16 protein-coding genes are annotated in these 15,563 nt (G+C 56.4%); all 16 read right to left on the bottom strand.

The features are described from left to right. Nucleotides 1–21 precede the first annotated feature (21 nt). Nucleotides 22–1,221 (bottom strand): hypothetical protein, encoded by a 1,200-nt coding sequence (locus GSF27_RS10520; RefSeq protein ID WP_160968679.1) that lies wholly within the window; start codon nucleotides 1,219–1,221, stop codon nucleotides 22–24. After that, nucleotides 1,218–2,105: a hypothetical protein gene (locus GSF27_RS10515; RefSeq protein WP_160968677.1), complete on the bottom strand. Its 888-nt coding sequence runs from the start codon at nucleotides 2,103–2,105 to the stop codon at nucleotides 1,218–1,220. Before GSF27_RS10515 ends, GSF27_RS10520 begins: the two co-directional genes overlap by 4 nt. Before the next feature lie 140 nt (nucleotides 2,106–2,245). Continuing rightward, nucleotides 2,246–4,066, bottom strand: a complete 1,821-nt coding sequence (glmS, locus tag GSF27_RS10510) for a glutamine--fructose-6-phosphate transaminase (isomerizing) (protein ID WP_160968675.1) — start codon at nucleotides 4,064–4,066, stop codon at nucleotides 2,246–2,248. Between the two features lie 59 nt (nucleotides 4,067–4,125). Next, nucleotides 4,126–5,487, bottom strand: coding sequence for a bifunctional UDP-N-acetylglucosamine diphosphorylase/glucosamine-1-phosphate N-acetyltransferase GlmU (gene glmU, locus GSF27_RS10505; RefSeq protein WP_160968673.1), 1,362 nt, complete (start codon nucleotides 5,485–5,487; stop codon nucleotides 4,126–4,128). Between the two features lie 166 nt (nucleotides 5,488–5,653). Next, complete coding sequence (locus tag GSF27_RS10500) at nucleotides 5,654–6,079, bottom strand: F0F1 ATP synthase subunit epsilon (RefSeq protein ID WP_160968671.1); 426 nt, start codon at nucleotides 6,077–6,079, stop codon at nucleotides 5,654–5,656. Between the two features lie 63 nt (nucleotides 6,080–6,142). After that, a complete protein-coding gene (atpD, locus tag GSF27_RS10495) occupies nucleotides 6,143–7,519 on the bottom strand; it encodes a F0F1 ATP synthase subunit beta (protein ID WP_160968669.1) in 1,377 nt (458 codons plus the stop codon). 63 nt (nucleotides 7,520–7,582) lie between these two features. Continuing rightward, nucleotides 7,583–8,443 carry a F0F1 ATP synthase subunit gamma gene (atpG, locus tag GSF27_RS10490; RefSeq protein WP_160968667.1) on the bottom strand — a complete coding sequence of 287 codons (861 nt, stop codon included), beginning with the start codon at nucleotides 8,441–8,443 and terminating at the stop codon, nucleotides 7,583–7,585. An 81-nt stretch (nucleotides 8,444–8,524) separates the two neighbouring features. Continuing rightward, nucleotides 8,525–10,069 carry a F0F1 ATP synthase subunit alpha gene (gene atpA, locus GSF27_RS10485; RefSeq protein WP_160968665.1) on the bottom strand — a complete coding sequence of 515 codons (1,545 nt, stop codon included), beginning with the start codon at nucleotides 10,067–10,069 and terminating at the stop codon, nucleotides 8,525–8,527. A 36-nt stretch (nucleotides 10,070–10,105) separates the two neighbouring features. Further along, the gene (locus GSF27_RS10480; protein WP_160968663.1) at nucleotides 10,106–10,642 is read right to left on the bottom strand and encodes a F0F1 ATP synthase subunit delta; all 537 of its coding nucleotides are present in this window, start codon (nucleotides 10,640–10,642) and stop codon (nucleotides 10,106–10,108) included. A 12-nt stretch (nucleotides 10,643–10,654) separates the two neighbouring features. Further along, nucleotides 10,655–11,125, bottom strand: coding sequence for a F0F1 ATP synthase subunit B (locus GSF27_RS10475; protein ID WP_160968661.1), 471 nt, complete (start codon nucleotides 11,123–11,125; stop codon nucleotides 10,655–10,657). A gap of 53 nt (nucleotides 11,126–11,178) precedes the next feature. Then, entirely contained in the window at nucleotides 11,179–11,424 is a 246-nt protein-coding gene (gene atpE, locus GSF27_RS10470) for a F0F1 ATP synthase subunit C (RefSeq protein ID WP_160968659.1), read from the bottom strand. 57 nt (nucleotides 11,425–11,481) lie between these two features. Beyond that, entirely contained in the window at nucleotides 11,482–12,417 is a 936-nt protein-coding gene (gene atpB / locus GSF27_RS10465) for a F0F1 ATP synthase subunit A (RefSeq protein ID WP_160968657.1), read from the bottom strand. 120 nt (nucleotides 12,418–12,537) lie between these two features. Beyond that, nucleotides 12,538–12,903 (bottom strand): ATP synthase subunit I, encoded by a 366-nt coding sequence (locus GSF27_RS10460; protein ID WP_160968655.1) that lies wholly within the window; start codon nucleotides 12,901–12,903, stop codon nucleotides 12,538–12,540. Nucleotides 12,904–13,131: 228 nt separating this feature from the next. Further along, the gene (locus tag GSF27_RS10455; RefSeq protein WP_160968653.1) at nucleotides 13,132–14,034 is read right to left on the bottom strand and encodes a ParB/RepB/Spo0J family partition protein; all 903 of its coding nucleotides are present in this window, start codon (nucleotides 14,032–14,034) and stop codon (nucleotides 13,132–13,134) included. A gap of 54 nt (nucleotides 14,035–14,088) precedes the next feature. Further along, the gene (locus GSF27_RS10450) at nucleotides 14,089–14,880 is read right to left on the bottom strand and encodes a ParA family protein (RefSeq protein ID WP_160968651.1); all 792 of its coding nucleotides are present in this window, start codon (nucleotides 14,878–14,880) and stop codon (nucleotides 14,089–14,091) included. Between the two features lie 67 nt (nucleotides 14,881–14,947). Further along, nucleotides 14,948–15,547, bottom strand: coding sequence for a 16S rRNA (guanine(527)-N(7))-methyltransferase RsmG (gene rsmG, locus GSF27_RS10445; RefSeq protein ID WP_202410401.1), 600 nt, complete (start codon nucleotides 15,545–15,547; stop codon nucleotides 14,948–14,950). Nucleotides 15,548–15,563 lie beyond the last annotated feature (16 nt).

The following is a 15,563-nucleotide window of genomic DNA, read 5'->3' as shown; positions in this document are numbered from 1 at the left end:
AAAAGAGATATCTCTGAAACCTTAAGTAACTGATTCCTCTTGGTTTATTTTTTCTGTTTGGCTCAGGGAAAGGCCCACAATCCGCACTGTTGGCGTCGCCAGGCGGTAACGGCTACGACCGGTATGGGGGTCTCTCTCACTTTCAAACAGGTAATCGGCAGCCAGATCCTCACCCAGAACTGCCACCAGTTCATCCTTGATCTTGTTGCGGTTCTGGTCGAGGGTTTTGGCGCGCAAGCCATGCTGGTGCAGTTCGTTAATGGCCTTGCGATGACCGCCGCACTGCTCCATCAGCTCGCTTACCGATGCCGCCATGGTGGTGTCCGGTCGCTGTATGGATGGGTTGACGTACCAACCACCACACGGATCCCGCTGCCGCAGGCTGGCGTACCAGAGGTAGTAGCAATAGGGAGTCGAAGAGAGTGTGATGCTGACCCCGTGCAGGTTGAGGGCACCGTGGTCAGCGTTGAACAGCAACCCGTCTTCAGCCCGGGCAATCTGCAAGGCCTGGTACAGATCCCCCCGGGAGTGCTGCAGGCCAACCTGCAGCCACTGCAAACGGCAATCATCGAAGTGCTCAAACCCTGCCTCCCGCAGTGCCGGCAGCGTGGATCGTAAGGGCAGCTGCCAAACCTCCGATAACCGGGACAACATCTGCTGCTGCGCAGGAGGCCACTGCAACACCCAACGGCTGTTGGACCAGGCCTGCTGCCAGTGATCCCCATCCTGCAACAAGCGTCGCAACCAGTTAACGCGACTGACAGAGAGCGGGGCCGGTAACAACCTCCCCATGCCAGTAATCAACGCCGTAAACAGCATTGACCAAATCAGTAAACTCGCCCATCGGGTTTCGCAGCGCACGGAAAACAATGCCTGGTGTGTTGCTCCATCTTCACGCCAGGGTATCAGGGTACGAAACGGCCACCAGCTGCCGGGTTCACCACCGTAGAGTTGTTGCAGCTGTACCTCACAATGGTCATCGCGCAGCTGGTAGAGAAGATCACGATTGGTACGCTGCACAAATTGCAGCATCGGATCGCCGTGACCATAAACACCTTTGAGCGCGTGAGCGGCCTCGTCAGGCAGCCAACGGGCCAGCGAGTGTGCAATCTGCTGGCGGTTACCAAAGTGCTGGCTGACAAACCCCAGGGCAAGCAGCATTACAAACCACAACAGCGGTTGCCAGACCCGCCTACGGGGAAAATGGACCGAACTCTTCATCGGCAACGCTCCGGCACATTGTCGAAGGTAACCTGCAGTTCCGCATCCTGCAGGCTGTCCACCAGCTGCCGCAGCCCTTGCACCAGTACACAGTCCACTTCCCGCGGGCGATGGCGCCGGGCGTACCAGCGCCCCATGGAGGCGTGGTTGTCGATGAGGGTACGGAAGAGGGGACGCTCGCCGGCCATCTCCTGCAGCCAGTCGCTGTCGCTGATCAGGTCTACCTCACCGGACCAGAAGGCCTGTTGCAGGGCATGGTAATTGGGAAAATACCGAAGGCGGGTACGGGTCAGGTCAACACCCAACTCCTTGAGGTGCATCAGCGGCATAAGAAAGTGGGAGTTGCTCTGCATATCCTCCAGCAACCCGACGGAGTGAGTATAGAAGTACTCCGGAGTCAGCGCCGGCGTCTGCTGCAGGCTGAACCAGGCAACGGAATAATCCGGCAGGCGCGCTACAGTCTGGTAGTACTGATCAAAATTGGGCACCAGACTCTGCACCCGACGGTCGCGACTCCAGAACAGGTCGTAACGCTCTTCCACAATATCCCGTGCCGACAGTTCACTGCGCGGTCGCCAGTGCACCTCAACGGCAGAATAATACTGGCTCATAACGGGGGAATCGCACAGCCGGCGGGCGAAAGCCTGCGCGCCGTTATCAACCACTGAGAGCACGCGCAGCCGGGGAAGATCAGCAGACTCACTGCCGGTGGTACATTGCACGAAGCGATATTGACCGGGGTAAAGCTGGGGCAGGTCCTGTTGTACGAGACGGGTAAACGCGACTACTGCCAGCAACAACAACAGCGCCAGAACAGCCCGCCGGACATTGACTGAACTGCATCCCCACAACAGCGCAGAAGTGACTACACCACTCTTCTGCATAGTACCGCGACCCCAACTGAGACAAACGGCGATTTTTAGCAAACTATCGTGACAGGGTGATTACAGGAGGCTGGCAGGATTCCGCGGGAGCATAAAAAAACCGCAGCGAATTGCTGCGGTTTTTGGGGCCAGGTCTGCGGTTATTCGACGGTAACGGACTTGGCCAGGTTGCGGGGCTGATCCACATCCGTGCCCTTGAGTACCGCCACATGATAGGAGAGCAGCTGCAAGGGCAGGGTGTAGATAATAGGTGCAATGCTCAGTGGTACGTGGGGCAATTTCAGCAACACACAATTTTCATCGGAGACAAAGCCGGAGTTCTCATCGGCAAACACAAACAGTTTGCCACCGCGGGCCTGCACCTCCTGCAGGTTGGACTTGAGCTTTTCCAGCAGGTCATCGTTGGGTGCTACTGCTACCACTGGCATGTCACTGTCCACCAAAGCCAATGGTCCGTGCTTGAGTTCACCGGCGGGGTAGGCTTCGGCGTGGATGTAGGAGATCTCTTTTAGTTTCAGGGCACCTTCCATTGCCACCGGGTACTCGACACCGCGGCCGAGGAAGAGGGCGTGGTGTTTTTCCGAAAACTGTTCACTGATGGCCTGCACCTGCGCATCCAGTTGCAACACCTGCTCACAGATCGCCGGCACCTTGTGCAGCGCCTGCACCAGTTCCGCCTCTTTTTCAGTACTGAGTCCGGCGCGACGACCCAGCGCAATCACCAGCATCTGCAGCGCCACCAGCTGGGTGGTAAACGCTTTGGTGGAGGCGACCCCAATTTCAGGCCCCGCCAGGGTCATCAGGCACAGATCCGATTCCCGCACCAGGGAGCTGTTGGCCACGTTACAGATGGTGAGGCTTGCCAGATAGCCTTCACTGCCACGCAGGGCAGCGAGGGTGTCCGCCGTTTCGCCTGACTGGGAGACAGAGACAAACAGGGTGTTGGGGCGCACCACCGTTTTGCGATAACGGAATTCGCTGGCTACTTCCACTGCACAGGGAATACCGGCCCAGTCCTCAAACCAGTACTTGGCCACCATGCCGGCGTGGTAACTGGTACCACAGGCGAGGATCTGCACCGCTTCCACCTGATCGAAAATAGCTTTGGCTTCGGTGCCAAATGCCTCTTCCAGTACCGAGTTTTTGCCGAGACGGCCCTGCAACGTATTGGTGAGTACTTTGGGCTGCTCGAAGATTTCCTTCAGCATGTAGTGACGATAATGGCCCTTGTCTGCCACCTCTTCGGCTTCGGTGATACGGGTGACTTCCCGCTCCACACTGTCGCCGGTTGCGTTGCAGATACGCACACCATTCACACTGATTTCAGCAAAATCACCTTCGTCCAGATAGATAAAACTATCGGTAACCTGACGCAGGGCCAGTTGGTCCGAAGCAATAAAATTCTCTTCAATACCCACACCCACTACCAACGGGCTGCCGGATCTGGCACACACCAGGCGATCAGGCTGACGGGTGGAGATCACACCCAGGGCGTAGGCTCCCTCAAAACGGGTGACGGCGAGACGCAGCGCAGCCAACAGGTCACCGCTCTCCTCGAACAGACTGTGGAGCAGGTGGGCTACCACTTCCGTATCTGTCTCGGAGACAAACCTGTAACCCTGCGCCTGCAGCTGCTTACGCAGCTCTTCGTGATTCTCAATAATGCCATTGTGGACAACGGCAATGTGATCCGATGTGTGCGGGTGGGCATTGATCTCGGACGGTTTGCCGTGGGTCGCCCAGCGGGTATGGGCGATGCCAACGTGGCCCGCCGGAGGCTGTTCGACACACTTCTCCTCCAGGCCAACCACTTTGCCGACGGCTTTACGCACACCCAACTGGCCATCGCTGATCACCGCCAGGCCAGCGGAATCATAACCGCGATACTCCAGCCGCTTGAGGCCCTCGATCAGAATTCTGGAAACGTTACGTTGCGCAACTGCGCCCACAATGCCACACATAAACTAGTACCTTGCAAACACCGGGTGTTGGACAGTGTCCCCGGTCCAGGGGATCACGATCAGGATTTTTTGGTTGGTCTTTTCCAACCTTCAATATTGCGCTGTTTGCCGCGCGCCACCGCCAGTTGGCCATCGCCGACATTACCACTGATGGTCGAACCTGCACCCACCGTCGCATTTTCACCAATGGTAACCGGTGCCACCAGGCTGCTGTTAGACCCGATAAAGGCACCATCGCCGATGGTGGTTTTGAATTTATTCACACCGTCGTAATTGCAGGTGATGGTACCAGCGCCCACATTGACGTTCTTGCCAATTTCGCTGTCGCCAATGTAGGTGAGATGGTTGACCTTGGAGCCTTCGCCAATGATCGCCTTTTTGGTCTCGACAAAATTGCCCAGTTTCGCGCCCCTGGCCATTTGGGTACCCGGGCGCACGCGGGCAAAGGGACCCACATCGCACTGCTCTCCGATGACCGCATCTTCAATCACCGAGTTGGCCTTGATAATGGTTCCGGCAGCCACGCTGCTGTTGGTGATGGTGCAGTTAGGACCCACAATAACACCATCACCGAGGCTTACCTTGCCTTCGAAGATACAGTTGATGTCGATGACCACATCAGAGCCCACCTGCAGCTCGCCGCGACAGTCAAAGCGTGAAGGATCCATCAGGGTGACGCCCTCGCTCATCAGCTGCAACGCCTGTTGCTGCTGATAGTGACGCTCCAGTTGTGCTTGTTGGCGGCGATCGTTCACACCCAGTACCTCTTCTTCGGCTTGCGGCTGTGCAGTAACGATGGCCAACCCATCCGCCCTTGCCATGGCGATGATGTCAGTGAGGTAAAACTCCCCCTGGGCATTATCACTGCTGAGCTGTGGTAACCAGCGCTGCAGGTGACGACTGCTGACGGCCAACACGCCGGTATTGCCCTCGCAAATCTGCAGTTGGTCACTATTGGCATCTTTCTGTTCAACAATAGACTCTACGTCGCCGGCGCCATTGCGCACAATACGGCCGTAGCCTGTCGGGTCACTCAGGTTAACGGTCAACAGGGCGAGGGTACTGGCGCTGCACTGGCTGGTGAGCTGGCGCAGGGTGTCCGCTCGCAAGAGGGGAACGTCCCCGTAGAGCACCAGCACGGTGGTGTCATCATCCAGGTGGGGCAGGGCTTGCTGCACAGCATGGCCGGTACCCAGCTGTTGCTCCTGCAGGACAAAAGTGACGTCGTCGGCCTGAAAACGCTCGATAACAGCATCGCTGCCATGTCCGACCACAATCTGGATGCGGCTTTCACCCAACGAACGGGCACAATCAAGAACATGCCCAAGCATGGGCTTGCCAGCCACAGGGTGCAGAACCTTGGGCAGCGCAGATTTCATGCGGGTACCTTTACCCGCAGCGAGAATCACAATATTCAACATCAACCAATACCGTATAAAGACGGGAAATCCCTGTTGTTGTTATACATCCTTGCTACAACAAAAGCCGTACCGGGTACGCACTTGCAGTAGGGAAATGGAAACAAAAAAGGGCGGCTGACGCCACCCTTTTCCGAAAACCGCTGAACTATACAGCTGCTGGCAGGGTTTAACCCCCACGCATCTTGCGCAGTGCCTGGATAGTACGCAGTTGAGCTGCCGCTTCTGCCAGCTGGGCTGCAGCGCGACTGTAGTCCAGCTCTGCACTTTGGTTGTGCAGGGCCTGCTCAGCCTCACGCTTGGCTTCCAGGGCAGCGGCTTCATCAAGATCGCCTGCGCGAAGAGCCGTATCCGCCAGTACAGTCACTACATGAGGCTGAACCTCAACGTAGCCGCCGGATACGTAGTAAACCTGTTCCTCACCACCTTGCTTGATCACACGGATGGGGCCAGGCTTGAGACCTGTCAGCAGCGGGGCGTGGCCGTAGGCAATACCCACGTCACCCTCGGTGCCGGCCGCGATGATCATTTCAACCAGTCCGGAAAAGATCTCTTCTTCAGCGCTTACGATGTCACAGTGGACAGTCATAGCCATATCTTTCGCCTCGTTAGCTGTTGCGGCAGCTTACGCCGCCGCAACCATCTCTAACTGTATCGATTAAACCTTCTTGGCTTTCTCGACAGCTTCGTCGATTCCGCCAACCATGTAGAAGGCCTGCTCAGGCAGATTGTCGTAATCGCCGTTGAGAATGCCCTTGAAGCCAGCCAGCGTATCTTTCAGAGGAACGTACTTACCAGGAGAACCGGTAAATACCTCTGCTACGTGGAAAGGCTGGGACAGGAAGCGCTCAATCTTACGGGCGCGGGCTACGGTCTGCTTGTCTTCTTCAGACAGTTCGTCCATACCCAGAATGGCGATGATGTCTTTCAGCTCTTTGTAGCGCTGCAGAACAGACTGCACACCACGGGCAATGCCGTAGTGCTCTTCACCGATGATCAGCGGGTCCAGCTGACGGGAAGAGGAGTCCAGTGGATCGATCGCAGGGTAAATACCCTTGGCGGCGATGTCACGGCTCAGTACTACAGTGGAGTCAAGGTGAGCAAAGGTGGTCGCAGGGGATGGGTCAGTCAAGTCATCCGCTGGTACGTAAACCGCCTGGACCGAGGTAATGGAACCGGTCTTGGTGGAGGTAATACGCTCCTGCAGTACACCCATCTCTTCAGCCAGGGTTGGCTGGTAACCTACCGCAGAAGGCATACGACCCAGCAGTGCAGATACTTCGGTACCGGCAAGGGTGTAACGGTAGATGTTGTCCACGAACAACAGTACGTCTTTACCTTCGTCACGGAACTTCTCGGCCATGGTCAGACCGGTCAGCGCTACACGCAGACGGTTACCGGGTGGCTCGTTCATCTGGCCGTACACCATGGCAACTTTATCCAGTACCTTGGATTCTTCCATCTCGTAGTAGAAGTCGTTACCTTCACGGGTACGCTCACCAACACCGGCGAACACAGACAGACCGCTGTGCGCTTTGGCGATGTTGTTGATCAGTTCCATCATGTTTACGGTTTTACCTACACCGGCACCACCGAACAGACCAACCTTACCACCTTTGGCGAACGGGCAAACCAGGTCAATAACCTTGATGCCGGTTTCCAGCAGTTCTTCAGAAGCTGCCAGCTCGTCATAGGCAGGGGCTTCACGGTGAATCGCTGCGCGATCCTGCTCACCGATTGGGCCTGCTTCGTCGATTGGGTTACCCAATACGTCCATGATACGGCCCAGGGTGGCAGCACCCACAGGCACAGAGATAGGTGCGTTGGTGTTTTCTACGGCCAGGCCGCGGCTCACACCTTCAGATGAGCCCATCGCAATTGCGCGTACCACGCCATCGCCCAACTGCTGCTGAACTTCAAGGGTCAGGCCCTTCTCAGTCACAGTCAAGGCATCGTATACCTTAGGTACGGAGTCACGAGGGAATTCCACATCGATAACGGCACCAATAATTTGTACGATACGTCCGCTACTCATTTCCGGATCCTCAATTACAAAAGTTTCGAATAAAAATTCTTTTCACGCTCGGAACAAACTGCGTTATACAGCGGCAGCACCACTAACGATTTCTGACAGTTCCTGAGTAATCGCAGCCTGACGGGCTTTGTTATAAGCCAGCTCCAGGTCGTCGATAATCTCACCGGCATTATCGGTGGCGTTTTTCATTGCCAACATACGGGCAGCCATTTCACAGGCCCCGTTTTCCACGACAGCTTGATACACTTGCGACTCAATGTAACGAGTTAACAAACCTTCCAGCAGTGCTTCCGCATCTGGCTCGTACAAGTAATCCCAGCTGTGTTGCAGCTTCTCATTTTCTTCAGCTTTCAAAGGCAACAGTTGTTGCACAAATGGGCTTTGCGTCATCGTGTTAACGAATTCGTTGCCCACCAGGTACAGCCTGTCAATCTTGCCTTCAGCATAGCTGTCGAGCATGACTTTTACGCTGCCGATCAGATCAGCAACGCTTGGGTCTTCACCAAGATCGCGCACAGCAGCAACGACGTTGCCGCCGTAACTGTTGAAGAACGCCGCAGCTTTGGCACCGATCAGACACATGTCGATCTGTACCTGCTGGTCATTCCACTCTTTCATGGACTTGAGGGCACGCTTGAACAGGTTGATGTTCAAACCACCACACAAACCACGATCGGTGGACACCAGCACAAAGCCGACGCGCTTAACTTCGCGCTCTGCCAGGTACATGTGTTTGTACTCTGGGTTGGCATTGGCAATATGGCCGACTACAGCGCGGATACGCTGGGCGTATGGCTTGCCAAGCTCCATGCGGTCCTGGGCTTTACGCATCTTACTCGCAGCCACCATTTCCATGGCGCTGGTGATTTTCTGCGTACTTTTAATACTCGTTATCTGAGTACGAATTTCTTTTCCGCTTGCCATAACCGGTCCCCGAATAAATTCAAGTTCGTGTCAGTGTTGATAAAGCGCCGGGGCTTACGCCGCGACGCTTATCAAAGCTGCTTACCAAGTCTGGGTAGACTTGAATTTCTCCAGGGCCGCTTTGAAACCGGACTCAATTTCATCATTGTAGTTACCGGATTCATTGACCTTGCTCATCAGATCAGCGTGCTCGCTGTTCATGTAAGAGAGCAGGGCGGATTCAAAAGCACCGATTTTGGCCACTTCGATGTCTTTCAGGTAACCTTCGTTAGCTGCGTACAGAACCACACCCATCTCAGCGGTGCTCAGAGGGGCATACTGCTTCTGCTTCATCAGCTCGGTTACGCGCTCACCGTGGTTCAGCTGAGCTTTGGTGGCCTCATCCAGGTCAGATGCAAACTGGGAGAATGCCGCCAGTTCGCGGTACTGAGCCAGAGCGGTACGAATACCACCGGACAGCTTCTTGATGACCTTGGTCTGCGCAGCACCACCCACACGGGATACGGAGATACCGGCGTTCATTGCAGGACGGATACCCGCGTTGAACATGTCAGTTTCCAGGAAGATCTGACCGTCGGTAATGGAGATCACGTTGGTTGGTACGAACGCGGATACGTCGCCAGCCTGGGTCTCAATGATTGGCAGGGCGGTCAGAGAACCGGTCTTGCCTTTCACTTCACCGTTGGTGAACTTCTCAACGTAGTCGGCATTAACGCGGGAAGCGCGCTCCAGCAGACGTGAGTGCAGGTAGAATACGTCACCAGGGTAAGCTTCACGACCTGGAGGACGACGCAGCAGCAGGGAGATCTGGCGGTAAGCCCAGGCCTGCTTGGTCAGGTCGTCGTGCACGATCAGGGCGTCCTGACCACGGTCACGGAAGTATTCACCCATGGTAGTACCGGCAAAAGGAGCCAGGAACTGCATGGCTGCAGGGTCAGAAGCAGTCGCCGCAACCACGATGGTGTGGGCCATGGCGCCGTGCTCTTCCAGCTTGCGCACTACGGCAGCGATGGAGGAGGCCTTCTGGCCAACCGCTACGTAGATACACTTAATGCCGGAGCTTTTCTGGTTAATGATGGCGTCAACCGCAATGGCAGTCTTACCAGTCTGGCGGTCACCAATGATCAGCTCACGCTGACCGCGACCTACTGGCACCATGGCGTCAACCGCTTTCAGACCAAACTGAACCGGCTCGTCAACGGACTTACGGGCAATTACACCGGGAGCGATCTTTTCAATCGCGTCGGTCTTGGTATTGCCAATAGGACCTTTACCATCGATAGGGTTACCCAGGGCGTCAACAACGCGGCCCAGCAGCTCATCGCCAACTGGAACTTCGAGGATGCGGCCGGTGCACTTACAGGTCTGGCCTTCCGCCACACCTTTATAGTCGCCCAGGATTACCGCACCAACGCTGTCGCGCTCAAGGTTCAGTGCCAGACCGTAGACACCACCTTCAAACTCGATCATTTCACCGTACATCACGTCTTCCAGACCGTGAATACGAATAATACCGTCAGTTACGGAAACGACGGTGCCCTCATTCTGGGCTTTGGCAGAGACATCGAGACCCTCGATGCGCTGCTTGATAATGTCACTGATTTCAGAAGGATTCAGTTGCTGCATGCTCTGTTCCTCAATTCCTCCCGGTGGTTAACCGGCTCAGGAGTTCATAGCTTCGGCGAGCTTGGCCAAGCGGCCACGCACCGAACCGTCGATTACCAGGTCCCCGGCTTTGATCAGGGCCCCACCCAACAGAGACTGGTCTACCTCGGCAGACAAGCTCACTTCACGGTCCAGCTTGGCACTCAGTGCCTTCGCCAATTTATCTTGCAGTTCGCCGGATAACTCAAACGCGGTAGTTACCTGTACGTCGACTTTCTTCTGCAGTTGCGCCTTAAAGGCTTCAAACAGCTGCTGAACTTCGGGCAACAGGTTAAGACGCTTGTTGTCAGCCAGGATACGCACCAGATTGGCTGCCTGCTCATTCAGCTGGTCGCCGCACACGTTTACGAATGCGTCGGACTTCTGCTGGGCAGTCAGGGCTGGTGAGCCCATGGCTTTAACAATGGCGTCCTGCTGCGCAACAGCCGCAGCGAGAGTTAACATTTCAGACCACTGTTGCAACGCGTCGGCCGCACGAGCGAACTCGAATGCGGCCTTGGCGTAGGGTCTTGCTAAAGTTGTAAGCTCGGCCATGAGATACCTCGCTTACAGTTCGGCGGCTAACTGGTTTACCAGTTCGCTGTTCGCGTTTGCATCGATGTTCGCACCCAGTACTTTTTCAGCACCGGCGAGCGCCAGAGCAGCTACCTTGCCACGCAATTCTTCTTTGGCACGGTTAACTTCCTGCTCGATCTGCGCTTCAGCAGCAGCCTTCAGACGATTGCCTTCGGCAACGGCCTGACCTTTAGCTTCTTCAACGATCTGGCTGGCGCGCTTGTTAGCTTGCTCAATAATGGCAGCAGCTTCCTGTTTCGCAGCGTGCAGTTTCTCGGTGGCCTTTTTCTGGGCCAGTTCGAGATCCTTGTCAGCGCGATCAGCCGCTTCCAGACCGTCGGCGATTTTCTTTTCACGCTCTTCCATGATGGAGATGAGCGCCGGCCAGACAAACTTCATGCAGAACCAGATGAAGACGAAGAATGTCAGGGTTTGGCCGATTAGAGTCAGGTTGATATTCACACCGACACCTCTTGCTAAGTTGAGTTAATAGTCTTCTAGCAAAGGCGGTGTGATTAACCAGCAATACCTGGAGCAACAGCGAAGATCAGGTACATGCCGATACCAACACCGATCATAGGTACGGCGTCGAGCAGACCAGCCATCAGGAACATTTTGCCTTGCAGAGCAGGACCTTGTTCAGGCTGACGGGCAGAACCTTCCAGCAGTTTGCCACCCAGAGTACCAAAGCCGATTGCGGTACCCAGAGCACCCAGACCGATCAGAAGAGCTGCTGCGATGAAAACCAGAGCTTGTGCCATTTGTATATCTCCTAGATTTAGATAAATGAAAAGTTAAGGTTAAGGTTGAAAATCGTTTCAGTGTTGCTCGTCATGGTTGTCGTGCGCCATGGCCATATAAACCGTGGTCAGAACCATGAAGATAAAGGCCTGCAGGGAAATCACCAGGATGTGGAACACAGCCCAGCCCCATTGCAGTACACCACCCACTACACCCAGCAGCATGTTCACGCTGAACAGCAGGGCAATCAGGATAAAGATCATTTCACCGGCGTACATGTTTCCGAACAGTCGCAGGCCCAGGGAGATAGGCTTGGCGATCAGGGCAACAGTTTCCAGGATTGTGTTGATAGGGATCAGCACAATGTTGAAGTACCAGAATTTCTTCGGTGCGAAGAAGGGGTGACAGGTCAGCTCCTTGATAAAGCCGAGCACGCCTTTCTCTTTCACCGAGAAGAAGATCATCAGCAGGAATACCGCTACCGCCATACCCAGGGTCGCATTCGGGTCGGTGGTGGGTACAACCTTGAAGAAGAAGTGCGGGTCACCAGTCACTGCCATGGCAGCAGATGGCAGCCAGTCCACAGGGATCAGGTCCATCAGGTTCATCAGGAACACCCAGCAGAAGATGGTGAGACCCATCGGCGCGATCAGGCGATTCTTGTGATGGAAAATATCGCTGACGGTGTTGTTGACGAAGTCAACGATCAGCTCAACGCCGCTCTGGAAACCCTTGGGTACACCAACGGTCGCTTTTTTGGCTGCGCGGAAAAAGAGGAAAGAGAACAGCAGGCCCAGTCCGATGGACCAGCCCATGGTATCCAGGTGAATGGCCATAAAGCCCATGTCTTTCGCCTCCTGGGAGGTGTGCGCCATGGTCCAGGTGGCCTGTTCCAACACGTGCTCATGCCCTTCGGCATCAGTGCGAACATAACCGGCAGGCAGCTTGCCGTAGGTCAGGTTCTGCAAGTGGTGTTGGATATACTGAGTCGAGGTTTGTCCTTCGCTTGCCATAGTTTCTCAAGCACCTTTAAAAGTTTAAAAAAATTTTAAAAGCAAACTCTGCACGCCTGTCGGGGCCAGAGGCTGGTTTTAAAATTTCTGTCGTTTCAGTTTGTCAGCGGTTTGCTGCCGTCACCTGACGGCGCGCGCTACCAGTATTACCTGCACCAACAGCATGGCCAGGTAACCACCAAACAGCCAGCCCGGTTGCTGCTGAGCTGCCGGCAAAACCGCAAACACGGTAGCAAATCCGGTTATGGTCAGAACAAACTTGCCGGTTTCGGCTCGCTTGAACGACTGCGCAATTTGCGGCGCAGCCCGGGCCCCCATGTAACGGTAGGCGAGAAAGGTGAAGTAGAGGTGAGGAATGATCGCGATCAGCCCACCCGTGATCAGCGCCTGCGCCCGGATTACATCCATCAGGCTCAAGCCCGCCGACAGCAACAACAACCCCAACAGCTGGTAGATGGCTATACGGTATACAGGAGGTCTTTTCATGTCAGCCGGTTAGTCCGGTCATAGTTCCGGGTAACCTGCTAATTCCGGATTATTCGCTCGCTCTGCACCTTTATCGCACCAATCTGGCACATTGGGCCTGTAAATTGGGCGTCGCGAATTATAGGGTTTAGCCCCCCGGCAATCAACCGAATTAGGGGCCATCTGACCGCGGAATCCGGTGCTTTACACCCATATACCGCATGTAGTGCTACTAAGGTCTAACAGGCACTAGTGGTTGTAACCGAGATGGGAAAGAATGCCGTCCAGCTCGTCGAGACTGTTGTAGTTGAGCACCAGCTTGCCCTTGCCCTTGGCGTTGTAGGTGATGCTCACCGGCACACCCACTTTCTCTGACAGGGACTCTTCCAGTTGTTTGACGTCGGCGCTGGCCGCAGCACTGCTGGCGGCCACCTCCGGCTGCTCCTGCTGCAGTTTGCGCACCGCGGCTTCGGTCTGGCGCACAGACAGTCCTTTGGCCACCACCTGGCGGGCGATCTCGCGCTGCTCGGCGGCATCCAGGGAGAGCAGGGCACGGGCGTGGCCCATCTCCAGGTCACCATGCTCCAGCATGGTCTTCACGTCATCGGTCAGGGCCAGAAGTCGCAGCAGGTTGGTCACTGTGGTGCGGGACTTGCCCACCGCCTCCGCCACCTGCTGGTGGGTCAGCTCGAACTCGTCCTGCAGGCGTTTCAGCGCCATCGCCTCTTCCATGGGGTTGAGGTCTTCGCGCTGGATGTTCTCGATCAGGGCCATGGCGATGGCGGCTTCATCCGGCACATCACGCACAACGCAGGGGATGGTATCCAGGCCCGCCAGCTGGGTGGCACGCCAGCGGCGCTCACCGGCAATAATCTCGTAGCGCTCGCTATCGATGGGGCGCACCACGATGGGCTGCATAACGCCCTGGGCCTTGATGGATTCGGAGAGTTCTTCCAGGGCTTCGGGATGCATGTCGCGGCGCGGCTGGTACTTGCCGCGCTGGATCAGCTCCACCGGCAGCTTCATCAGCTTGCCATCTGTGCTGCTGCTCTCGACCGCCACTTCGGCAATGGCGGTGCTGGCCTCTTTGCCGGTCGCTCCCCCCAACAGGGCATCAAGCCCGCGCCCCAGTCCTTTTCGTTTTGCAGCCATGATAAATCCGTGAAGCTCTGTCGTTGTTGTTCTGTGCAGGTATCGGGCGGGCAGTTACGCCTCCACCAGACCCCGGGTATCCGCCTCGGAGCGGCGCAGTATCTCACCGGCCAGCGCCAGGTAGGCCAGCGCCCCCTTGGACTGGCGGTCATACACCAGTGCCGGCTGGCCAAAACTGGGGGCCTCCGCCAAGCGCACGTTGCGCGGTACACAGGTGCGGTAAAGGCGATCGCCAAAATGTTCTGTCAGCTGTGCCGAGACATCGGTGGTGAGACTGTTACGCGGGTCGTACATGGTACGCAGCAGGCCTTCGATCTCCAGCCGGGGGTTGAGCACCGCCTGAATCTGGTTGATGGTGCCAATCAGGGCGGAAAGCCCCTCCAGTGCGTAGTATTCGCACTGCATGGGAATTACCACACCGTCGCAGGCCACCAGGGCGTTAACGGTGAGCATGTTGAGCGACGGCGGGCAGTCCACCAGCACGTAGTCGAACTGGTCCTGCAGTTCGGCCAGGGCCACTTCCAGCCGACGCTCCTTGTTGGGCAGTGACAGCATCTCCACTTCCGCGGCTGTCAGGTCGCCATTGGCAGGCAACACCTGAAAGTGGCCGGAGGGGGACTCCACCAGCGCATCGCCGGCCTTGCAGGCTCCGACCAGCACTTCGTAGACGGACAGGTCGACGTTGTTCTTGTCGATACCGGAGCCCATGGTGGCATTGCCCTGCGGATCCAGGTCCACCAGCAGCACACGCTTTTTGGTGGCAACCAGTGACGCGGCCAGATTGACACAGGTCGTGGTCTTGCCCACCCCGCCTTTCTGATTGGCAATGGCTAATTTCTTGATCAAGTCAGTATCCCGTTACAGTCAGCAGCCGTGTTGGTTGCACAGGTGTTCAGGCAGGTATTCAGGAAAACTATGCCACCGCGCCGGACAGGGGTTCAAGCACCAGTAAGTGGCGCTCACCTTCTTCGCGGGGAACCTGCAGGGGGTAAGAAGCGGAAACATTATAGTGTTTTGCAACCGCGCTCAACTCATCCGTGGGGTAGATCCCCTTCATGGCGTAGAAAACACCGCCTTCCCGCAGCAGGTGCCGGCAGCCGTTGGTCATGTCTTCCAGGCTGGCAAAGGCGCGGCTGATCACCGCGTCAAAGGGCTGCGAAGGCTGGAAGCTCTCCACCCGGCGGTTCTCCACCTGCACATTGTCGAGCCCCAGCTGGGTTTTCACCTGGAACAGGAAACGGGTCTTCTTGCCGGCGGAGTCCAGCAGGGTGAAGTGGCGCTGCGGAAACACAATGGCCAGCACCATGCCCGGCAAGCCACCACCGGTGCCCACATCGATGATGCGGTCGGCGTCGATGTAGGGCACGACGCTGAGGCTGTCCAGCAGGTGGCGATCCAGCTGAGAGTCAAGGTCGCGGATGGCGGACAGGTTGTAGGTTTTATTCCACTTGTGAAACAGGGACAGGTAGGCCAGCAGCTGTTCCACCTGGGTATCCGTCAGCGCCACGCCCATGGCGGCGGCGCCATCG

It is taken from the genome of Pseudomaricurvus sp. HS19 (assembly GCF_009857815.1).
Lineage (GTDB): Bacteria > Pseudomonadota > Gammaproteobacteria > Pseudomonadales > Cellvibrionaceae > Pseudomaricurvus.
Note: the sequence above shows the minus strand (reverse complement) of the source record. Positions and strands in the feature narration are given on the sequence as shown.